Here is an 18,940-nt window from a genome sequence, read left to right as displayed (position 1 = left end):
ACCCCGTTTTGTCGTACCCCTTCGGTACCTTCCGGCCCATGGACCTGACCGCCACCACGGCCGGCCTGGCGAGCGCGGCCGCCGAGCTGACCCGCCTCCTGCCCGGCCGCACGCTCGACCCGGTGCTGAGCGGCGTGCTGCTCACCGCCACCGCGCCCGGCCTCGTACTCGCCGCGAGCGACCGCGAGCACGGCCTTCGCCTCGCCCGGCAGGCGATCGTGCATTCCGAGGGTGCCGCGCTCGTCGCCGCGCGCCCGCTGGCCGAGACGCTGCGCGCGCTCGAGGCCGAACAGGTGCGGCTGGTCGTCGAGGGACCGCGGCTGGCGATCCGCGCCCCGGGCGCGCGATTCGCCTTGCCGTTACTGGACATCGAGCTCCATCCGGGTGTACCGGAACCGCCCCCGGCGGCGGGGACCGTGCCCGGCGAGGAGCTGCGGACGGCGCTCGCCGCCGTGGCCGGCGCGGTGTCCCGGGAGGACGCGCTGCCGATCTTCACCGGCATTCGCATGTGGACGGACGGCGGCCGCCTGACGCTGCTGACCACCGACCGCTACCGGATGGCGCGGTGCGTGCTGCCGTGGCCCGGCGCGGCGCTGGACGTGCTGGTCCCGGCGAGCGCCCTCGTCGATCTGGCCCGCCGGCTGGACGGCCCGGTGACGGTCCACACCGACGCCGACCGGTTCGGCCTCAGCTGGGCCGGCGACGCGTTCAGCACGGCCTTGCTTGCGGCGCCGTTCCCGGACGACCGGGTCCGCGGGCTGCTGCGCACCGAGGTCTCCGGCACCGTCGAACTGGCGGCCGACACCCTGGCGGCCGCGGTCCGCCGGGCCACGCCGTACGCCGGGCCGCGCGGCACGGTGACGCTCACCGCCTGGGACGGCGAGGTGCGTGTCCACAGCAGTGATCCGGGCAGCGGCGAATCGGAGGAATCAGTCAAGGCCGGCGTCTCCGGGCAGCACCACACGGCCAGTTACCAGGCCCGTTACCTGCTCGACGCCCTCCGCCCGTTCGCGGACCGCACAGTGCTCATGGAACAGCAGGAGAGCCTGCGCCCCACGGTGTTCACCGGCGAAGCGGGTCAGGTGGAGCTGACCCACCTCGTCGTCCCGATGCGCTCACCGGTCTGACCTGGGCCGCCGGTCGTCGATGAACGGCGATCATTACGCTGGATCGAGCACAGTGACAGTGGGTGAGGAGCGGGAATGGGTGTCGAGGCCGCCGCGGTGGACGCGGCGTACGAGCGGCTGAGCGGGGTGGTGGCGCGCACGCCGCTGCAGCCGCACCAGCGGGCCAGCACCCGCACCGGGGCCGAGGTATGGCTCAAACGCGAAGATCTGCAGCTCGTCCGGTCCTACAAGCTCCGCGGCGCGTACAACCTGCTCGCCCAACTCGACGAGGAGCAGCGTGACCGCATGGTGGTCTGCGCCAGCGCGGGCAACCACGCGCAGGGCGTCGCGTTCGCCTGCAGGGAGCTGGACCTGCGCGCCAAGATCTTCATCCCGCGCACCACGCCGCGCCAGAAGCGCGCCCGGATCGCGCTACTCGGCGGCGACCGGGTGGAGATCATCGTCGGCGGTGACACGTACGACGCCGCGTTCGCCGCCGCGTGCGAGCAGGCCGAGCGTTCCGGCGCGGTGATGGTGCCCGCGTTCGATCATCCGGACATCATCGCCGGGCAGGGTACCGTCGCGAGGGAGATCGTCGAGCAACTGGGCCGCGCGCCGGACGCCGTGGTAGTGCCCATCGGCGGTGGCGGGCTCGTCGCGGGCATCACCGCATGGTTCGCGAAGCACCATCCCGCGACCCGGGTCATCGGTGTCGAACCGGCGGGTGCGGCGAGTATGGCCGCGGCCGTCGCGGCCGGCGGTCCGATCGAGCTCGCGGAGCTGGACGGGTTCGTCGACGGTGCCGCGGTGCGGAAGGCCGGCACGCACACCTACGGCGTGCTCGAGGAGCATCCGGTCGAGCTGCGCGAGGTCGATCCGGGCGTGCTGTGCGAGGAGATGCTCGATCTGTTCGACGTGGACGGTGTGATCGCCGAGCCCGCCGGCGCACTCGCCCCGGCCGCGTTGCGGGCCGAAGGCGTCGCGCGGCAGGGCGAAACGGTGATCGCCGTGGTCTCGGGCGGCAACCACGACGTCAGCCGCTACGCCGAGGTGATGGAGCGCGCGCTCGTCTCGCGCGGGGTCAAGCACTACTTCCTCGTCGAGTTCCCGCAGGAGCCCGGTGCGCTGCGCCGGTTCCTGGACCAGATCCTCGGCCCCGACGACGACATCGCGCTGTTCGAGTACGTCAAGCGCACCAACCGCGAGTTCGGCCCCGCGCTCGTCGGCCTCGAACTCGGCGCCCCGGAAGACCTGGCGCCCCTGCTCGCGCGCCTCGAGGCTTCGCCGCTGACGGCGAGGAAGCTTTCCCCGGACGATCCGATGTTCCGCTTCCTGGTCTGACGGGTCACACCTCGGTCCGCAACCCTTCCCAGGACCAGTGCGGCATCGGCAGCCCGGCGGGCACCGGCTCGGCCCCCGGGTACGACAGAACCTGCCCGACGGCCCACTCCATGTATGCCCGGAGCGCGGCCCGGAAGCCGGGATCGGCGGGCAGGTCCGCGTCGTCGGCCGCGCGCACGAAACAGTCGACGAACCGGCGGCCGAGGTCGCTCATGTCGCCGTTGCCCGCGTGCATCACCAGCATCCCGGTGTGGTCGCCGCACGACTGTGAGTAGCGCGGCGGCCCGCCCATGACCTCGGCCCAGTACGCCGCGAGCCGCTCGACGTGCTGCGGATGCTGATCCGGATGGGAGAAAGGATGGTTCAGCTCCGGGTCGGCGAGACAGCGCTCGTGATGCGCCCGGGCGAGCGCCAGGAACGCGGGCTCGCCCCCGGCGAACTCGAACAGCGAAGGGCGCATGCGGGAAGCCTCACACATCCGCGCGCCGGGCTCAATCGCTGGGGCCGCACGACGGTGAGCGCGAACCGCCCGCCGGTGGCCGCGGCGCGCGCGACAGCCTCGTTCAGGGGGAACTCGGTGATCTCGAACTGGGCGAGATCCAGCAGGCTTCATCCGGTCACTGTCCTCCGCCCCGGAAAGCCGCAGCGTCCGCACCCGGCCGCCGAACCGGTCTTCCCGCTCTGCTGCTCTCATACCACGACCGTGCGCGGTTCCTCCGGTCGCAGCGTGAACGGTTGAGCCCGGAAGCAGCGGGGCTCCCCGGGATCGGCATCGACTGATAGGTGCGCCTCGCGCAGGGCAGGGCGGACTGTCCGCGCGGTTGCTCGCCGAATGTCCGGAGTTCGGGCAGTGGCGGCAGGACCACGAGGGCCTCGGCAGCGGTTCCGGCCGCAAGACGCCGTATCCCGAACGCAGGCCGCTGACGTACCACTCTCGCCTGAGCGCTTGTTGCTTCGAATTCGAAGCGCGTGCTACCGTCGGATTATGCTTCGAATTCGGAGCAACTACGCGAGGAGTGGGAGCCATGAAGGCAGTGCGCTATCACCAGTACGGCGGTCCGGAAGTCCTGCGCTACGAGGAGGCCGAGCGCCCACGGCCGGGCGCCGGGCAGGTGCTCATCCGCGTCGCCGGCACGTCGTTCAACCCGCTCGACGCGAGCATCCGGGCCGGTTTCCTGCAGGAGGCCTTCCCAGTCGCGTTCCCGCACACCCCCGGCGTCGACGTCGCGGGCACGGTCGAGGAGCCGGGCGAGGGGGTCGCGGCCTGGTCGGCCGGCGACGCCGTGATCGGCTTCCTGCCGGCGAATGAGGACGGCTCGGCGGCCGAGTTCGTCGTGGCGCCCGCGGACATTCTCGCCGCGGCGCCGTCCACGATCCCGCTGGCCGACGCGGCGGCGATGCCGGCGACCGCGCTCACCGCGTGGCAGGCGCTGTTCGAGCACGGTGGTCTCGAGGCCGGCCGGCGGGTGCTGATCAGGGGCGCGGGCGGTGGCGTCGGCGGGTACGCGGTCCAGTTCGCGAAGCGGGCCGGTGCGTTCGTGATCGCCACCGCGAGCGCGCGCAGCGCCGCGACGGTGCGGGCACAGGGCGCGGACCAGATCGTCGACTACACCACCGGCGCACTGGCCGAGGCGGTCGCCGAACCGGTCGATCTGGTGGTGAACCTGGTGCGGGACAACGAAACCGGCCTCGCCGCGCTGGTCGCGGACGGCGGCGCGGTGGTCACCACGACCACACCCGGCGAGGGCGACCCGGCCCGTGATGTGCGAGCGGTCAGCATGTACGTCCGCAGCGACGCGGCGCAGCTCGCGGAGATCGCCCGGCGGGTCGATTCCGGCGAGCTGCGCGTCGACGTCAGCGAACGGCATCCGCTTTCCGAACTCGCGCTGGTGCACGAGCAGGGCGCGGCCGGGAAGTTCCGCGGCAAGGTGGTGCTGGTCCCCTGACGGCTCTCAGCCGACGTCGATCAGCACCTTGCCGACCGCGCCGGACTCGACAGCGGCGTGCGCGTCGGCGGTGCGCGCCAGCGGGAAACGGTGCAGCGGCAGGCCCGCTTCCTCGCCGACGCGCAGCGCACCGGCCGCGACAGCGACGTTGACGTCCTCGATCGCCTGCGCCTTCGCGGCCTCAGGCACCGTGTACAGCAACAGGAACTGGTAGCGGGCGTTCGCGGTCATCAGCGGGCGGATGGTCACCGTCAGCTCCTCGCCGCCGTTGTTCGCGTAGACCGCGATCGTGCCGCTCGGGGCGAGGACGGCCTCGTCCAGCCCGGCGTTCGCGGCGGGTGCGACCTCCACGATCACGTCGACGCCGTCGGGGAAGATCTTGCGGATCGCTTCGGCGGCGTTTTCCGTGCGGTAGTTGACGATGTGATGCGCGCCCGCCGCCCGCGCGAGCGCGGCCTTCTCGTCGCTGCTGACCGTGGTGACCACCTCGGCACCGGCCCAGCGGGCCAGTTCGATCGCGGCATGGCCGACCGCGCCCGCTCCCCCGGCCACCAGCACGGTCCGGCCGTCGAGCATCCCCGGCGCGAGGCGCGAAGGCCCGCCCTCGGCGACGGTGAGCGCGCGGTGCGCCGTGAGTGCCGGCACGCCCAGCGTCGCGCCGAGGTCGAACGACGCGTCATCGGGCAGCGGGACAACGTTGCGCACGGGCAACGTGACGTACTCCTGCGCGGTACCGGTGGGCCGCTGCCACGCTGCCTCCCACAGCCAGACACGCTGCCCGGTCTCGAGCCCGGTCACGTCCTCGCCCACGGCGTCGACGATCCCGGCGCCGTCCTGGTTGGGCACGACCTCGGGGAACGGCATCCGCCCGCCGGTCGTCGCCCCCTGCCGCGACTTCCAGTCGGTCGGGTTGACCCCGGACACCATCACCCGGACCCGGACTTCACCGGCCCCGGGCTCCGGCACCGGCCGCTCGGCCGGCTGGAGCACCTCGGGTCCACCCGTTCGCGTGTAGCTGATCGTCTTCATATCCGTCTCCAACCGTCTCCGTGCCGATCTGTTCCCCGGCCGCGGTGACCTTCTCCCCTACCGGCGTCCGCGCGGGGCGCAGAACCCTGGCAGCCATGCCAGCTGCCATCGAGGTTTCCCACCTGCGCAAAACCTATGGGTCCACGATCGCGGTCGACGACGTCTCGTTCACCGTGACCGAGGGCGAGATCTTCGGCATCCTGGGCCCGAACGGGGCCGGCAAGACCACCACGGTGGAATGCGCCGTCGGCCTGCGGATCCCGGACCGGGGCCGGATCCGGGTGCTGGGCCTGGATCCCCGCGCGGACCGGGAACAGCTGCACGCGATCGTGGGCGTCCAGTTGCAGGCGAGCACGCTGCCGGGCCCGCTCCGGGTCGGCGAGATCCTGCGGCTGTTCCGGTCCTTCTACCGCGAGCCCGCCGATCTCGGCGAACTGATGGGCACGCTCGGTCTCGCGGATCATCGAGACGTCTACTACAAATCCCTTTCCGGTGGCCTGAAACAGCGATTGTCGGTCGCACTGGCCCTGGTTGGCAATCCCCGCGTGGCGGTGCTCGACGAGATGACGACCGGCCTCGATCCGCAGGCCCGCCGCGACACCTGGGATCTCATCGACGGCGTGCGCGACCGCGGGGTCACGATCGTGCTGGTGACCCACTACATGGACGAGGCGGAGCGGCTGTGCGACCGGGTCGCGCTCGTCGACCGCGGGCGGGTCGTGGCGATCGACACCCCCGAAGGGCTCGCGGACCGGGCCGGCGTGGACAAGCAGGTGCGGTTCGTGCCGTCCACGCGTTTCGACGACCACCTGCTGACCGGGTTGCCGGGCGTGCACAGCGTCGAACACGACGGCGAGCACGTCGTCGTGACGGGAAGCGGTGAGCTGGCGAACGCGGTCATCCTCGCACTGGCCGCGGCCGGGATACAAGCACGGGACCTGCGGCTGGATTCGGCGAACCTCGAGGATGCCTTCGTCGAGTTCACCGGCCGCCACCTGCGTGAACCCGCCGGGAAGGGGCGCCGGTGAGCGCGCTGCTTCCCGCCCGGACCCCACGCGCGGCCTTCGGCGAACTGCTGCGGTGCGAAGCGAAAGTCGCCTGGCGGCAACCGATCGGGCTGATCTTCGGCGTCGCGCTGCCGGTGCTGCTGCTGATCATCTTCGCGTTGATCCCGGCGATGAACAAACCGGAGGCGCGCCTGGGCAACCTGACCCCGTTCACGGTGTACTTCCCGGTCCTGATCTCGTTCGTGGCCGCCGCGCTCGCGCTGATCAGCCTGCCCGCGCATCTGGCGACCTACCGGGAACAGGGCATCCTGCGGAGGTTGTCGACGACCCCGGTGCCCCCGGCCTGGATGCTCGCGGCGCAGGTCGTCGTCAACCTCGTGCTGGCGGTGGTGGCTCTCGCGGTCCTCGTCGTCGTCGGCGTACTCGGGTTCTCCCTCCACGCCCCGCAGGCCGCGGGCGGGTTCACGCTCGTGATCGTGCTTGGCGTGGCCGCGATGTTCGCGATCGGGCTGTGGATTTCGGCGGTCGCCCGCACCGCGAACGCCGCGACCATCCTGGGCCAGATAATCCTGTATCCGGTCCTGTTCTTCTCGGGTCTCTACGTTCCCCGCGAGGTCATGGCCCCGGTGCTGCAGCGCATCGGGGACTGGACCCCGACGGGCGCCGCCGCCTCGGCACTGAAGGACGCCATGTTCGGCACTTTTCCTGCGCCGCAACCACTTCTCGTGCTCGGCGGCTACACCGTGCTGTGCGGTTTTCTCGCCGTGCGGTTCTTCCGGTGGGAGTGATAACATGCATGAGTTATGCATGATGAGCGGGCCGCCAACCTCCTCGGCGCGACCGCGCTCGCGGTGGCCGACCTCGTGCTCGAGGGGACGCGGCAACGGGTCGGAGTGAGCGCGAGCGGCGCGGCCGCGCTGGTGATCCTGTCCACGGCGCCCGGGGTGAGCGTGACCGAACTGGGCAGGCGCATCGGGCTTTCCCAGCCGGCCGCGGCGCGCATGGTGGACTCGCTCGAAGGCTCCGGCCTGGTGCGGCGGCGCCCCGGTCAGGGCCGGGAGGTCGCCGTGCACCTGACGCCGGGCGGGCGCGCCACCAGCCGCAAGCTACTGGCGACGCGCGGCGCCGGGCTGGGCGAGGTCCTCGAAACGCTGGACGCGGGCGAGCAGGAAGCGCTTGCGGGGCTGCTCGGCAAGCTGCTGACCGGGCTCTACGCCAGGAACCGGAACGCGCACCAGTTGTGCCGCCTGTGCGACCGCGAGAGCTGTGTCCGCGGCGCGCCCTGCCCCGTCGGGCAGGCGGAACGGGGCCAGACCTGACATGGGTGCCCTGCTCGCCCTCGCGTCGGCAGTCCTCTACGGGCTCTCCGATTTCGCAGGCGGGCTGGTGTCCCGGCGCGCGTCCTTCATGGCGACCGCGCTCGCCGGGCAACTGGGCGGGCTCGCCCTCGCGGCACTGCTCGGGATCTTCGTGGCCGCCCCCGCCACCACCGCCGCCGACCTCGGCTGGGGCGCGCTGTCCGGCGTGGGTACCGGCATCGGCATGCTGTTCCTGTTCCGTGGCTTGACCAACGGTTCGATGAGCGTCGTCGTGCCGCTGAGCGCCGTGGGCGGCGTCGCGCTTCCCGTCGTCGTCGGCGTCGCGTTCCTGGGCGAGCGACCGGCCGTGCTCGCCTGGGCCGGTGTCGTGCTCGCGCTGCCGGCGCTGTGGCTCGTCGGCAGAACCCGCGGCGGCGGGGGTAGCAACGGCGCGGTGGACGCGCTCATCGCCGGCGCGGGCATCGCGACGCAGTACCTCGCGCTCGCCCAGGCGAGGCCGGGCGCCGGGTTGTGGCCTGTCGTGAGCGGGCGGGTCGCGGCGATCCTCATCCTCCTGCCGCTCGTGCTCGCCACGCACCCACGGTTACCCGCACGGCTCGCCCCCGCCGCCGCGGCGGCCGGTGCTCTGGCGGCGCTCGCCCTGGCCTGCTACCTGCTGGCCACGCGGCAGCAACTGGTCGTGATCGCCGTCGTGCTCTCCTCGCTGTATCCGGCGATCCCTGTCCTGCTCGGCATCACCGTTTTGCGCGAACGGCTGTCCAGCCGCCAGGTCACCGGCCTGCTCGCCGCGGCGGCCGCCGTCGTCCTGCTCGCGCTCGGCTAGGCCACCCGGTTCGTGAGCGCGTGCGCTTCCTTCAGCAGCAACGCGCCCAGCTCCGGGCGGCGGTCGGCGCGGAAGCGGGACTCGACGCCGGTCAGCGTGAGCGCCCAGTCCGGTTCACCGGACCGGCCGAAGACCGCGGCCGCCATCCCCCAGCTGCCCTCGACCACGAGCCCGGGGTTCACCGAGTACCCGAGTTCGCGCGTCTGCGCGATCCGTTCGCGCACCGCGGCGCGCGAATGAGACCGGCCCCAACGCGCGGTGAGGTCGACCCGGCCGAGGTACTCGTCCACCTCCCGGTCGGGCAGCATCGCCAGCACCACGATCCCGGCCGACACGACGCCCAGCGGGAAGCGCGCGCCCTCGTACAGCACGAAGGAACGGATCGGGAAATCGCCGTCCTCCCGCACCAGGCACACCGTCTCCTCACCCCGGCGCGCGGAGAAGAAAGCGCTTTCACCGGTCGCCACCGCCAGCCGGTGCACGCTCGTCCTGGCGTGCTGCGTGATGTCATAGCGGCGAGCCGCCACCTCGCCGAGCAGGTACAGCTCCGGGCCGAGGTACCAGCGACCGGTCCGCCGGTCGCGGTCGACGTAACCCTCATCCGCGAGCCCGGTGAGCAGCCGGTGCACGGTGGGGCGCGCGAGCCCGGTCGCGCGCGAGAGGTCGGAGGTCGACGCGCCCTGCTCGTCGACCGCGGACAACGCCCGCAGCACAGCACCGACCCGCCCGATCAGATGCTCCGCCATGTCCTGACTATACGTTCACTCAGTGAACGCCTCGACCGAGAACGTTCGCCTGACGAGAGAAGTTTTGACGGAATGCGGCCGCTGCGTTGAACTTCCGGGTGTTCAATGACCGAACGCAGGGAGGTTTCCGTGCCCCAGCTGTACGCGTCCGCCGCGGACGCGCTCGCCGATGTGCTCGCGGACGGGATCACGATCGCCGTCGGCGGTTTCGGGCTGAGCGGCAATCCGCACGACCTGATCGAGGCCGTCCGCGACTCCGGCGTACGCGGGCTGACCATCGTGTCGAACAACATGGGCGTCGACGGCAAGGGGCTCGGGCTGCTGCTGGAGAACCGGCAGGTGCGGAAGGTGATCGCGTCGTACGTCGGGGAGAACAAGCTGTTCGCCCAGCAGTACCTCGACGGTGAGCTGGAAGTCGAGTTCGCACCACAGGGCACGCTCGCCGAGCGGATGCGCGCCGGGGGCGCCGGGATCCCCGCGTTCTACACCGCGACCGGAGTCGGCACACCCGTCGCGGAAGGCAAGCCGCACGCGGAGTTCGAGGGGCGGACCTACGTGCGCGAACGCGGGATCGTGGCCGACCTGGCGCTGGTGCACGCCTACACCGCGGACCGCGCCGGGAACCTCGTCTACCGCCGCACGTCGCGCAACTTCAACCCGCTCGCCGCCACCTGCGGCCGGGTGAGCGTCGCAGAAACCGAGATACTGCGGGAGGATTTCGTGGACCCCGACCTGGTCATCACGCCGGGCGTGTTCGTCGACCGGCTCGTCGTGGCGCGCGAGCGCGCCAAGGACATCGAGAAGCTGACGGTGCGTGCGCGATGACGGGCTGGACGCGGGACGAGATGGCGGCACGGGCCGCGCTGGAACTGTCCGACGGCGACTACGTCAACCTCGGTATCGGGATCCCGACGCTGGTCGCGAACCACCTCCCCGAGGGCGTCGAAGTGACCTTGCAGAGCGAGAACGGGATCCTCGGCACCGGCCCGTTCCCGTTCGAAGGCGAGGAAGACGCGGACCTCATCAACGCCGGCAAGCAGACGGTCACCGTGGTGCTGGGCGCGAGCTTCTTCGATTCGGCCACGTCGTTCGCGATGATCCGCGGCGGGCATGTCGATATCGCGATCCTCGGTGCGCTGCAGGTCGCGGCGAACGGCGACCTCGCGAACTGGACCGTGCCGGGCGCTCTGGTGAAGGGCATGGGCGGCGCGATGGATCTGGTCGCGGGCACGAAACGGATCGTGGTGCTCACCGACCACGTCGCGAAGGACGGCCGCCCCAAGATCGTCGAAGAGTGCACGCTGCCGCTCACCGGGACGCGCGTGGTCGACCGGATCATCACGGATCTCGCGGTGCTCGACGTGACCCCGGACGGGCTGCGGCTCGTCGAGGCGGCACCAGGAGTCACGGTCGCGGAAATCCGGGAAAAGACGGGAGCGGAGATCGCGGTGCCGGTCGCCGGCTGAGCCCGCCACCAGCGGAGATGTCACGATCAGTTACGCAACGTGAGATTGGGTGATCTTCGCTCCACATCGATCACCCGAAGGTGGGGGTGGCGATTAAAGTCTCTACTAGTAGTGTCTTCGCTGCCCGGGACGGGTGACCTTCCACTCTTCCTGTCCGGGCCCGGGCCCCGCCGTCTCCCCTGCCGTCGGGGCCCGGTCTCATTTCCGGTGGGAGCGGCGCGGCTTCGCCGACCGTGGAGGCTCCTGGCGGAGCCTGTCGCGCACCGGCCCGAGCACGCGGAGCAGGGCCGCCAGATCGGCATCCGTCATCGACTCGAACATCAGGCGCCGGACCAGCTCCTGATGACCGGCCATGACCTTGTCCAGTACCGCCCGGCCCGCCGCGGTCAGGCTCACCACCGTGCTGCGCTCGTCGTCCTTCGCGGGCGCCCTGACGATGAGGCCGCGCTGTTCAAGCTGGCCCGCCTGGTAGGTGAACCCGCTGCGGCTGTAGACGATCCGGTCGGCGATATCGGTCATCCGCCGCGCACCGTCCGACGCCGCGGACAGGCCGGCGAGGATCTCGAACTGGATCGGGCTGAGGTCGCCCGCGTCGCGCAACTGCTCGGCGACGGCCTGCTGCAACAGGCTGCTGACCTCCGTCACTGTGAAGTAGGCGGCAAGCTGATCCGCGCCGAGACCGGTCATCCCGCCATCGTAACTGCGGATTCGAAGCACCGTGATTGACTCGGCGGATGATCGAACGCTACCGGCGGCGCTCCGCGCGCGTGCTCCTGCTCGACGAAGCGGACCGGCTCTTGCTGTTCCGCAGCCACCAGGACGTCCACGACCTCGCCAAGGGGTACTGCTGGCTCACCCCGGGCGGAGGCGTGCACCGGGGCGAAACCCTGGCGGAAGCCGCGGCGCGCGAACTGCGGGAGGAGACCGGCCTGGCACTCGCCCCCGATCAACTCGGGCGGCGCGTAGCGGAAACGTCCGGGTACGCGGAATTCCCGTGGGCACGCGGCGTCTTCCGCGACGACTTCTTCTTCCACCGCGTCCAGCGGCACGAGGTCGACACCAGCGGGTTCCAGGAGGTCGAACGCACGCATGTGGTCGGCCATCGCTGGTGGCCGGTCGCCGAACTGGCGGGCACGGCGGAGACGGTTTACCCGTTCGGCCTGGCGGAACTCGTCCGCCAGCTGGCGGACGGGCGCGTTCCGGCCTCCCCGGTCACGTTGCCATGGCACCACTGACTCCGTCCACAGTGGATGATCCGCGCCTTCGGCGGTTGGGCGCCCGGCCAGTCGCGGCGCGTGGCGGTGGCGAGCGCGACCGGCACGACGATCGAGGTACGACCGCTTGACGTACTCCTGTGGCGACGGCGATGCTGGTGCTGCCGCCGGTCCTGATGGGAATCGCGACGGCCGGGGTCGGCCCGCTGCTCACGTTCGCCGGCGTCGCGGTGCGGCTGTCGCAGGGGATCTCGGCGGGCGGCGGTACGGTTCGTTCTCCCAGATCGGCGTGCCGGCCGGGCTGATCGTGGCATACCTGCTGTCGTAGGGCACTTCGGTGCTCAAGATCGGTAAGGCGACGATGCCGGTTGCGGTGATCGTCGGCAGCGTCACCTGGCTGGTGGGCACCGTCGCTCGGCGGTGTGGTCGGGTCACGTCGGGCGCCAAGACGGTGCACCTGCCGGGCTCGACCCTGCTCGTGGTGTGGTCGGTCCGGTTCTTCCGGCTCGTCGACACGCGGCAACCCTGGCAGCTCGGCTCGCGCCACCGGTCGCGGTCGGGTTGCTCAGTCCGGGCGCGGCGCCGGCGTTCCGGCACGGGTGAGCGCCGCGAGCACGTCCGGCCACGCGGCGCTGTCTGGGTCGATGAGCTCGAAATGCGCCATATCCGGCAGCAGCGCGAGGTCCGCGGCGGGGTGAGCGTCCACATAGGACCGGCTCTGCGCCGGCGGGACACTGGTGTCCTCGGTGCCGTGCACGAGGATGGTGGCGCCCACCGGGTCCGGCAGGCGGACCGGGTCAAGGTCTGCGCGGGGCGCGCCGCCGAGGAACTCCGCGACCGCGCCATTGCCGAGGTTCGCTTCGGCCGCCGCCACGAGATCGGCGACGGGCGCCAGCGCGACGGTGCCGAGCAGGTCCGGCGGTGGGCACGTCGAAGCGGCCAAAAGGGCGAGGTGCCCGCCCGCCGAGTGCCCGGCGAGGACGATCCCGGGCTCCTCGCCGCGCAGGGCGTCCAGTGCTTGGCGGATGTCGCTGGTGGACACGTCCGGGTTGCCCGGCTCGCGCCGATACTCCGCCGACACGACCGGCCAGCCCCGCTCGCGCAGCGCGGCGGCCATCAGGCGCGTGTGGGTGCGGTCGTATCTGGGCCGCCAGAAGCCGCCGTGAATCAGGAAGACGAGTGGCCGCCCGGTTTCCGGGGCCAGCCACCGGTCGGCGACCTGGTCAGGATGCGGCCCGTACCGCGGCATCTGGTCCGGCTCCGGGCCGGGGCGGCTCAGAATCGATCGATCCGTCACATGTCAGTAATACCCTGTCCGGCCGTCTAGCAGTTCGCGTATCGCGTCCGCGTGGCCCGCGTGCCGGGCGGTCTCCTCGATCATGTGGAGCAGCATCCAGCGCAGGCTCGCCGCCGCGCTGGGAAAGTCGGGGTGCTTGCCGGTCTCGTCGAGCGAATGCGCGGCGATGATCTCGTCCGAGACGGCGCACTGCCGATCGTACTCGGCCAGCAGTCGCGCCAGCGGAACGCCCTCGACACGCATGTCCGCGTCGTCGGACTCTTCGAACTGCGGGCCCTCGGCGCGGCGGCCCAGGAAGAGCACTTCGAACCACAGGTGCTCGGTCCAGCGCAGATGTGAGACCAGGCCGGCCATCGACAGGTTCGGCGACGAGGGCAGCACGGCCCGATGCGTGTCATCCTCCGCGAGGCCTTCGCATTTCCAGCGCACGATCGAACGCTGCAGGTCGAGCCAGCCGAGTAGCTGGTCTCGCTCGCCGGCGGTGTATCCGGGCCGGACACGGGGAGGCGCCATGCCCGGCACCGTAACGCGAAGGCCGGCCGAGGCGCACCACAATAGAATCCGCCACGTGGCCGACGAGATGCGCTGCCCATGTGGATCGGGCGAGAAGTACGGGAACTGTTGCGGTCCGCTGCACCGTGCCGAGCGCACGGCCGCGACCGCGGAGCAACTGATGCGGTCCCGGTTCAGCGCGTTCGCGGTGGGAGACCGCGCGTACCTGCTCGAAACCTGGCATTCCAGCACGCGCCCGGCTGTCCTGGAGCTGGACGAGGCCGTCCAGTGGAGGAGACTCGACGCCCTCGCCACCACCGGCGGCGGCCCGTTCCACCAGGAGGGCACGGTCGAGTTCCGTGCCCACTACCGTCAGGACGGCAAGCCGGGCTCCATGCACGAGAACAGCGTGTTCTGTCGTGAGGACGGGCAGTGGCGGTATGTCCGCGGGACTTGACTTCTACCTAACTTGAGGTTTCATCCTGGCCACATGTTCACCGAAGCCGAGATCGACTACCTGACCGCCCAGGGCCTCGGGCGTCTCGCGACCCAGCAGCCGAACGGGACCTTGCAGGTGAGCCCGGTCGGGTTCACCTACAACCCGGATGAGAAGGCCATCGACATCCGCGGGTACAACATGAGCCGCAGCCGCAAGTTCCGCAATATCGCGGCGAACAGCAAGGTCGCGTTCGTGATCGACGACCGCCCGTCACTCGAGCCGATGCGGGTGCGCTGCCTGGAGATCCGTGGCACCGCCGAGGCGCTCACCGGTACCGCGGTTCCCGACGGTCATCTCGACGACGCCGTGATCCGCATCCACCCGGAGCGGATCATCAGCTTCGGCATCGAGGACCCGGACCACCCGCCCCTCGAGCAGGTGCCCAACAACCGAAACGTCTAACCCACCGCCCCGAACGCCGAACTCACCGTCCTGAACGCCGAACTCACGGGGGAGTTCGACGTTCGGGCCGCGAGTTGGGCACCCGCGGAGGGTGAGTTCGGTTTCGGGGTGGGCGAGGTGGGCCGGGTGAGGAGCGCGAGGCGGGTGGTGGTCAGAGGGCCCAGGCGCTGGTCATCTGGGCCGCGGCGCACAGGTTGACGTCGAGGAGGTAGGCGCCTGCCTGTCCGCATTGGCCGGGGCCGGTGCCCGGGTCGATCGGCTGCCCGTGGCCCATACCGGTGATCGTGTAGGTCTCGACCACCGTCCGGCCCGAGGCGTCGCGGTACTGGGCGTGCGGATACCCCGCGACGGTGTCCGTCGCCGACGGGGTGGTCGAGATGCCGTGCACCGCGGTCCACTGCTCCATCAGCTCACGCTCGTTCGCCGGCGCGACCGTGTAGTCCGCGCTCCCCTGCCAGATGCTCACCGTCGGCCACGGACCCGAGTACGAGGGAACCTTGGCCGCCCACTGCGCGGGCGTCAGATCCTTCCCCGGATACATGCAGCTGTACGCGTCGGCAACGCTCGTCGCGCACCCGTAAGGCAGCCCGGCGACGACACCGCCACCGGCGAACAGATCCGGGTAGGTGGCGAGCATGGCCGCGGTCATCCCGCCGCCGGCCGACAGCCCGGTGACGTACACCCGCGCCGGGTCGGCGCCGGAATCGGCGATGGCCCACCGGGTCATCTGCGCGATCGACTCCACTTCGCCCTGACCCCGCGTGATATCACCCGCCTGGAACCAGTTGAAGCATCCGCTGATGTTGTTCGCCTGCTGCTGTTGCGGCAGGACGAGCGTGAACCCCGCGCGCTGGGCGAGTTCCACCCAGCCGGAGCCCTGGCCGTACCCGGTCGCGTTCTGGGTACAACCATGCAGCGCGACCACGACCGGGCGCCCGGCGGCGAGCCCGTCCGGCTTGTACTCGAACATCTGCAGGGCACCGGGATTCGAGCCGAATCCGGTGACCTGGCCGATCGTCGCGGCCGAAGCGGGCGCGACACCCGCCGCGAGCACCGCAACGCACGTCAGGAGCAGGAACAGGAACCGGCGCAAGCCGATCACCTCCTTGTGATCGTGTGTGTACCGAGGGTAGAACCGGTTCTCACGGCGGTTCGACGGTGCGAGCCGCCACATCCCGGTCCGGCTTTGTGTGGACCAGACCTATGGCCGCCCCGGCGGCGGTCGCCTAACTTTCCTTGGGGCGACAAGGAGGTTGGCCGTGTTCGCACTGGTAATGGCCGCTGTGCTGACGATGGCGGTGCCCGTCACGGCGGCGGCACCGGGTTGTGACGTGCGGGTCCCCGGGGCCGCGTACACCGAATCGGCGTGCGTGGCCGATCTGACCACCGCGGGCGGGCACACGGTGCCGGCGGACTGGGCGGGGCTCACCTCCGCCGGGCTGCCCGTGCCGGGGCCGGTGCCCGGGGTCCAGATCGACGGGTACTTCCCCGACACCTCCACCACGAACACCAACCACGGCTGGAACCACGACGCCCAGTTCGTGCTGCGGCTCCCGCGGGACTGGAACGGCGGGCTGGTGGTCAGCGGCTCGCCGGGCAACCGGAGGCAGTACGCGAACGACCGCGCGATCGGCGATCAGGTGCTCGCGCAGGGCTACGCGTTCGCCGCGACGGACAAGGGGAACACCGGCACGGAGTTCTACGCCGACGGCGTGCGACCGGGCGACGCGATCGCCGAGTGGAACTTCCGCCTGACCCAGCTGACGATCGCCGCGAAGGCCACGGCCGCGCGCTACTACGGGCGCCCGCCCTCGCGCACCCTGGCGGCGGGGCTGTCGAACGGCGGCTACCTCGTGCGCTGGCAACTGGAGAACCGCCCCTGGCTCTACGACGGCGGGGTGGACTGGGAAGGTACATTGTGGACACAGCGGGACAACCTGCTGGCCTTCCTGCCACCCGCGCTGCGCGGCTCCGCCGTGGAGGCCGGGTTCGCGCCCGAGTCCGCCTTCCTGTGGCCGTACCACCGGCAGGTCTACTGGGAGCTGACGCAGCGCATCTACAGCGCCGAACTCGACCCCGGCTACGACGGCGCGCCCGCCGACTACGACTACGCCTCCCGGCCCGCGTCCGTGCACCGCGCGGTGCAGCGGATCGCGCTCACCGGGCGGATCGGCAAACCGCTGATCACCTTGCAGGGCACGCTCGACTCACTCCTGCCGATCAGCCGCGACTCGGACGTGTACGACGGGATGATCAGCGCAGCCGGCCGGGGGCCGCTGCATCGCTACTACCGCATCGTGGACGGCAACCACATCGATTCCCTGTATGACACGTATCCCGACCGGTTGCGGCCGATCGCGCCGTGTTTCCGGACGGCGTTCGACGCGCTGGCCGGATGGCTCGACGGCAACCAGCCACCGCAGTCGGCGACGATCCCGCGGCCGGCGGGTGTCGACCTAGCGGCCACCTGCGCCCTCTAGCCGGTGCACCCGCAGTGCCAGCTGGATCTCCAAGGCTCGGGGAGGAGACTGCCAGTCCTCCCCGAGCAGCGACGCCACTCTCTCGAGCCGTTGCACGACGGTGTTCACGTGGACATGCAGCGCTTCCTTGGCCTTGTTGAGCTGCGCGCCGGCGGCGAAGTACGCGTCGAGCGTGCGCACCAGTTCCGTCCCGCGCCGCGCGTCGTAGTCCAGGACCGGGCCGAGCGCGCGCCGCACGAAACCGTCGAGGTCCGCGCGGTCGCCGAGGAGCACGCCGAGGAACCCGAGCCCGTCGGCGGAAGCGCCCTCGCCGACACGGCCGAGCGCGAGCAGGGCACGCAGGCAGCGCACCGCTTCCCCGTGGGCATCCGCGATCGCCTGCGGCCCGCGGGCCGGACCGGCACCGCCCACCGTCACCGGACCGTCCACAACGGACCGCAGCTCGGCCGCGAGCCGTGCGGCCAGCGCCGCCGGGTCGTCCGAAGGCGCGAGCAGCACGACCTCGTCGGCGTGGCTCCCGGCGAGTGCGGCGTGCCGGGAGGCGGCCATCGCGAGCCGGCCGCGCGACACCGTTTCCGTATGTGCGACCAGCACGACGTGCGGCTCGTTGAGATCGACGCCCAGCCTCGAAGCGCGCACCAGCAACGCGCCGGGGTTCCGCTCGGGTGCGGTCAGCAGATCCGTCAGCAGCTCGCCGCGCACCTCGTCCTCGGCCTTCGCGACCGAACGCCGCAGCATCAGCAGGAGCGCCGTGACGACCGCGGCCCGTTCGAACAGGCGCCGGTCCGCGTCGTGCAACTCGGGCCGTCCCGCGAGCACGATGCTGCCGAGTGGTTCCGGGCCCGCCTGAACCGCGCACACCCACATGCCTTCGCGGGCCACGGACCGTCCGGTCGAGCGCGAAGCCGAGACCGCGTCGGCCGGTGGCGCGGGAACCGGAGCGCCCGCGCGGGCGAGTTCGACGGAGTCCGTGTCGAACAGGCCGATCGCGCCGTGCAGGACATCCGCCACCGCCGCGGCGACATCCGGGGCGTCACCACCGCGCAGCACCAGGTCCATCAGCAGGTCGTGCGCCTCTTCCGCGCGGTGCATGGCGGCGCTGTGTGAGCTGATCTCGTCGAGCAGGCGAGCGTTGTCCAGTGCGATGGCCGCGTGGTCCGCCAGAGAGGACAGGAGCGCGACCTCGTCGGGGGTGAACTCGCGCGCGGTCCGGTCCGAGGCGTACAGCACGCCGATGACCTCGCCGCCGCCCAGCGACAGGGGCACGCCGAGGATCGCGGCCAGCCCTTCGTCGCGCACCGCGTCGTCGATCGGTTTCGTATGGCGGAAGCGGTGGTCGCGGAAGTAGTCCGGGCTCGCGTAGGGACGGGCGGTCTGCGCGACCAGACCGCCGATCCCCTCGCCCATCCCGAGCACGACTTCCTTGAACAGCTGCGAAACGCAGCCGTCGGTAACCCGCATGTAGGTCCGCCCGGCGGCCTCGTCGTTCATGCTCAGGTACGACACGTCCGCGCCGAGCAGGGTCCGGGCGCGGCGCACGATCGAGCGCAGCACCGCGTCCGGATCGTGCAGCCGCGCGAGGTCGCTGGCCGTGTCGAACAGCGCGGTCAGCTCGGCCTCCCGGCGGCGGTGCGCGCTCAGCGTCGCGGAGATCCGCAGCGCCAGTTCGGTGGCCTTGCCGAGGTCGGGGTTCGCGGCCCCGGCCTCGGCAAGCTGCTCGCCGCTGGCACCGCCGGCCAGCAGGTCGAGCAGCCGCAGTGCGTCATCCACGCG

At 71.3% G+C, this 18,940-nt stretch carries 22 protein-coding genes; 14 read left to right on the top strand and 8 right to left on the bottom strand.

The annotated features are described in order from the left end of the window. Positions 1-38 precede the first annotated feature (38 nt). A complete protein-coding gene (gene dnaN / locus FG385_RS08520; RefSeq protein WP_139096072.1) occupies positions 39-1,127 on the top strand; it encodes a DNA polymerase III subunit beta in 1,089 nt (362 codons plus the stop codon). Positions 1,128-1,202: 75 nt separating this feature from the next. Further along, complete coding sequence (gene ilvA, locus FG385_RS08515) at positions 1,203-2,447, top strand: threonine ammonia-lyase IlvA (RefSeq protein WP_139096071.1); 1,245 nt, start codon at positions 1,203-1,205, stop codon at positions 2,445-2,447. 4 nt (positions 2,448-2,451) lie between these two features. Here ilvA and FG385_RS08510 read toward each other — a convergent pair whose 3' ends face one another. Next, positions 2,452-2,907, bottom strand: coding sequence for a globin domain-containing protein (locus tag FG385_RS08510; protein ID WP_139096070.1), 456 nt, complete (start codon positions 2,905-2,907; stop codon positions 2,452-2,454). A gap of 565 nt (positions 2,908-3,472) precedes the next feature. Between FG385_RS08510 and FG385_RS08505 the strand changes: the two genes are divergently transcribed. Continuing rightward, positions 3,473-4,393: an NADP-dependent oxidoreductase gene (locus FG385_RS08505; RefSeq protein WP_139096069.1), complete on the top strand. Its 921-nt coding sequence runs from the start codon at positions 3,473-3,475 to the stop codon at positions 4,391-4,393. A gap of 6 nt (positions 4,394-4,399) precedes the next feature. Here the strand turns inward: FG385_RS08505 and FG385_RS08500 are convergent, their stop codons facing one another. Continuing rightward, positions 4,400-5,422 (bottom strand): NADPH:quinone reductase, encoded by a 1,023-nt coding sequence (locus FG385_RS08500; protein WP_139096068.1) that lies wholly within the window; start codon positions 5,420-5,422, stop codon positions 4,400-4,402. 95 nt (positions 5,423-5,517) lie between these two features. On the opposite strand from FG385_RS08500, the gene FG385_RS08495 reads away from it, so the two are divergent. From FG385_RS08495 to FG385_RS08480, 4 genes are read left to right on the top strand one after another with little or no spacing between them, the layout of a single operon-like run. Then, a complete protein-coding gene (locus tag FG385_RS08495; RefSeq protein ID WP_139096067.1) occupies positions 5,518-6,450 on the top strand; it encodes an ABC transporter ATP-binding protein in 933 nt (310 codons plus the stop codon). Continuing rightward, complete coding sequence (locus FG385_RS08490) at positions 6,447-7,217, top strand: ABC transporter permease (RefSeq protein WP_139096066.1); 771 nt, start codon at positions 6,447-6,449, stop codon at positions 7,215-7,217. The genes FG385_RS08495 and FG385_RS08490 overlap by 4 nt, the downstream gene beginning before the upstream one ends. A gap of 15 nt (positions 7,218-7,232) precedes the next feature. Further along, positions 7,233-7,748 (top strand): MarR family transcriptional regulator, encoded by a 516-nt coding sequence (locus FG385_RS08485; RefSeq protein WP_139096065.1) that lies wholly within the window; start codon positions 7,233-7,235, stop codon positions 7,746-7,748. Position 7,749: 1 nt separating this feature from the next. Next, complete coding sequence (locus FG385_RS08480; protein WP_139096064.1) at positions 7,750-8,571, top strand: EamA family transporter; 822 nt, start codon at positions 7,750-7,752, stop codon at positions 8,569-8,571. On the opposite strand, the gene FG385_RS08475 is transcribed toward FG385_RS08480, so the two are convergent. After that, positions 8,568-9,317 (bottom strand): IclR family transcriptional regulator, encoded by a 750-nt coding sequence (locus FG385_RS08475; protein ID WP_200834363.1) that lies wholly within the window; start codon positions 9,315-9,317, stop codon positions 8,568-8,570. The genes FG385_RS08480 and FG385_RS08475 overlap by 4 nt on opposite strands. A gap of 105 nt (positions 9,318-9,422) precedes the next feature. Here FG385_RS08475 and FG385_RS08470 point away from each other — a divergent pair, with 105 nt between their 5' ends. Both FG385_RS08470 and FG385_RS08465 read left to right on the top strand, forming a co-directional pair. Further along, positions 9,423-10,142: a CoA transferase subunit A gene (locus FG385_RS08470; protein ID WP_407645472.1), complete on the top strand. Its 720-nt coding sequence runs from the start codon at positions 9,423-9,425 to the stop codon at positions 10,140-10,142. Then, on the top strand, positions 10,139-10,783 hold the full coding sequence (locus tag FG385_RS08465) for a CoA transferase subunit B (protein ID WP_139096063.1): 645 nt from the start codon (positions 10,139-10,141) through the stop codon (positions 10,781-10,783). The genes FG385_RS08470 and FG385_RS08465 overlap by 4 nt, the downstream gene beginning before the upstream one ends. A 198-nt stretch (positions 10,784-10,981) precedes the next feature. On the opposite strand, the gene FG385_RS08460 is transcribed toward FG385_RS08465, so the two are convergent. Next, positions 10,982-11,470, bottom strand: coding sequence for a MarR family winged helix-turn-helix transcriptional regulator (locus tag FG385_RS08460; protein WP_139096062.1), 489 nt, complete (start codon positions 11,468-11,470; stop codon positions 10,982-10,984). A gap of 47 nt (positions 11,471-11,517) precedes the next feature. On the opposite strand from FG385_RS08460, the gene FG385_RS08455 reads away from it, so the two are divergent. Together FG385_RS08455 and FG385_RS33815 are read left to right on the top strand one after the other, a co-directional pair. Then, entirely contained in the window at positions 11,518-12,018 is a 501-nt protein-coding gene (locus tag FG385_RS08455) for an NUDIX hydrolase (protein ID WP_139096061.1), read from the top strand. Positions 12,019-12,137: 119 nt separating this feature from the next. Continuing rightward, the gene (locus FG385_RS33815; protein ID WP_160148747.1) at positions 12,138-12,302 is read left to right on the top strand and encodes a hypothetical protein; all 165 of its coding nucleotides are present in this window, start codon (positions 12,138-12,140) and stop codon (positions 12,300-12,302) included. Positions 12,303-12,562: 260 nt separating this feature from the next. On the opposite strand, the gene FG385_RS08450 is transcribed toward FG385_RS33815, so the two are convergent. Together FG385_RS08450 and FG385_RS08445 are read right to left on the bottom strand one after the other, a co-directional pair. Next, complete coding sequence (locus FG385_RS08450; RefSeq protein WP_235022450.1) at positions 12,563-13,294, bottom strand: alpha/beta hydrolase; 732 nt, start codon at positions 13,292-13,294, stop codon at positions 12,563-12,565. A 3-nt stretch (positions 13,295-13,297) separates the two neighbouring features. Next, a complete protein-coding gene (locus tag FG385_RS08445; RefSeq protein WP_139096060.1) occupies positions 13,298-13,807 on the bottom strand; it encodes a DinB family protein in 510 nt (169 codons plus the stop codon). Between the two features lie 67 nt (positions 13,808-13,874). Here FG385_RS08445 and FG385_RS08440 point away from each other — a divergent pair, with 67 nt between their 5' ends. Further along, positions 13,875-14,243, top strand: coding sequence for a YchJ family protein (locus FG385_RS08440; RefSeq protein ID WP_139096179.1), 369 nt, complete (start codon positions 13,875-13,877; stop codon positions 14,241-14,243). Positions 14,244-14,276: 33 nt separating this feature from the next. Next, on the top strand, positions 14,277-14,687 hold the full coding sequence (locus tag FG385_RS08435) for a PPOX class F420-dependent oxidoreductase (protein ID WP_139096059.1): 411 nt from the start codon (positions 14,277-14,279) through the stop codon (positions 14,685-14,687). Between the two features lie 151 nt (positions 14,688-14,838). Here FG385_RS08435 and FG385_RS08430 read toward each other — a convergent pair whose 3' ends face one another. After that, a complete protein-coding gene (locus FG385_RS08430) occupies positions 14,839-15,780 on the bottom strand; it encodes an extracellular catalytic domain type 1 short-chain-length polyhydroxyalkanoate depolymerase (protein WP_235022466.1) in 942 nt (313 codons plus the stop codon). A 181-nt stretch (positions 15,781-15,961) separates the two neighbouring features. Between FG385_RS08430 and FG385_RS08425 the strand changes: the two genes are divergently transcribed. After that, entirely contained in the window at positions 15,962-17,167 is a 1,206-nt protein-coding gene (locus FG385_RS08425; RefSeq protein WP_200834372.1) for a tannase/feruloyl esterase family alpha/beta hydrolase, read from the top strand. Here the strand turns inward: FG385_RS08425 and FG385_RS08420 are convergent. After that, on the bottom strand, positions 17,144-18,937 hold the full coding sequence (locus FG385_RS08420; protein WP_139096057.1) for a helix-turn-helix domain-containing protein: 1,794 nt from the start codon (positions 18,935-18,937) through the stop codon (positions 17,144-17,146). The genes FG385_RS08425 and FG385_RS08420 overlap by 24 nt on opposite strands. Positions 18,938-18,940 lie beyond the last annotated feature (3 nt).

The sequence above is a fragment of the Amycolatopsis alkalitolerans genome (assembly GCF_006152065.1).
Classification (GTDB): Bacteria; Actinomycetota; Actinomycetes; order Mycobacteriales; family Pseudonocardiaceae; genus Amycolatopsis_E; species Amycolatopsis_E alkalitolerans.
Note: the sequence above shows the minus strand (reverse complement) of the source record. Positions and strands in the feature narration are given on the sequence as shown.

Bases quoted from the DNA above. Each gene is read 5' to 3' on its own strand.
- dnaN (WP_139096072.1), top strand. From the start codon at position 39: ATGGACCTGACCGCCACCACGGCCGGCCTGGCGAGCGCGGCCGCCGAG.
- ilvA (WP_139096071.1), top strand. From the start codon at position 1,203: ATGGGTGTCGAGGCCGCCGCGGTGGACGCGGCGTACGAGCGGCTGAGC.
- FG385_RS08510 (WP_139096070.1), bottom strand. From the start codon at position 2,907: ATGCGCCCTTCGCTGTTCGAGTTCGCCGGGGGCGAGCCCGCGTTCCTG.
- FG385_RS08505 (WP_139096069.1), top strand. From the start codon at position 3,473: ATGAAGGCAGTGCGCTATCACCAGTACGGCGGTCCGGAAGTCCTGCGC.
- FG385_RS08500 (WP_139096068.1), bottom strand. From the start codon at position 5,422: ATGAAGACGATCAGCTACACGCGAACGGGTGGACCCGAGGTGCTCCAG.
- FG385_RS08495 (WP_139096067.1), top strand. From the start codon at position 5,518: ATGCCAGCTGCCATCGAGGTTTCCCACCTGCGCAAAACCTATGGGTCC.
- FG385_RS08485 (WP_139096065.1), top strand. From the start codon at position 7,233: ATGCATGATGAGCGGGCCGCCAACCTCCTCGGCGCGACCGCGCTCGCG.
- FG385_RS08480 (WP_139096064.1), top strand. From the start codon at position 7,750: ATGGGTGCCCTGCTCGCCCTCGCGTCGGCAGTCCTCTACGGGCTCTCC.
- FG385_RS08475 (WP_200834363.1), bottom strand. From the start codon at position 9,317: ATGGCGGAGCATCTGATCGGGCGGGTCGGTGCTGTGCTGCGGGCGTTG.
- FG385_RS08470 (WP_407645472.1), top strand. From the start codon at position 9,423: ATGACCGAACGCAGGGAGGTTTCCGTGCCCCAGCTGTACGCGTCCGCC.
- FG385_RS08465 (WP_139096063.1), top strand. From the start codon at position 10,139: ATGACGGGCTGGACGCGGGACGAGATGGCGGCACGGGCCGCGCTGGAA.
- FG385_RS08460 (WP_139096062.1), bottom strand. From the start codon at position 11,470: ATGACCGGTCTCGGCGCGGATCAGCTTGCCGCCTACTTCACAGTGACG.
- FG385_RS08455 (WP_139096061.1), top strand. From the start codon at position 11,518: ATGATCGAACGCTACCGGCGGCGCTCCGCGCGCGTGCTCCTGCTCGAC.
- FG385_RS08445 (WP_139096060.1), bottom strand. From the start codon at position 13,807: ATGGCGCCTCCCCGTGTCCGGCCCGGATACACCGCCGGCGAGCGAGAC.
- FG385_RS08440 (WP_139096179.1), top strand. From the start codon at position 13,875: ATGCGCTGCCCATGTGGATCGGGCGAGAAGTACGGGAACTGTTGCGGT.
- FG385_RS08435 (WP_139096059.1), top strand. From the start codon at position 14,277: ATGTTCACCGAAGCCGAGATCGACTACCTGACCGCCCAGGGCCTCGGG.
- FG385_RS08425 (WP_200834372.1), top strand. From the start codon at position 15,962: ATGGCCGCTGTGCTGACGATGGCGGTGCCCGTCACGGCGGCGGCACCG.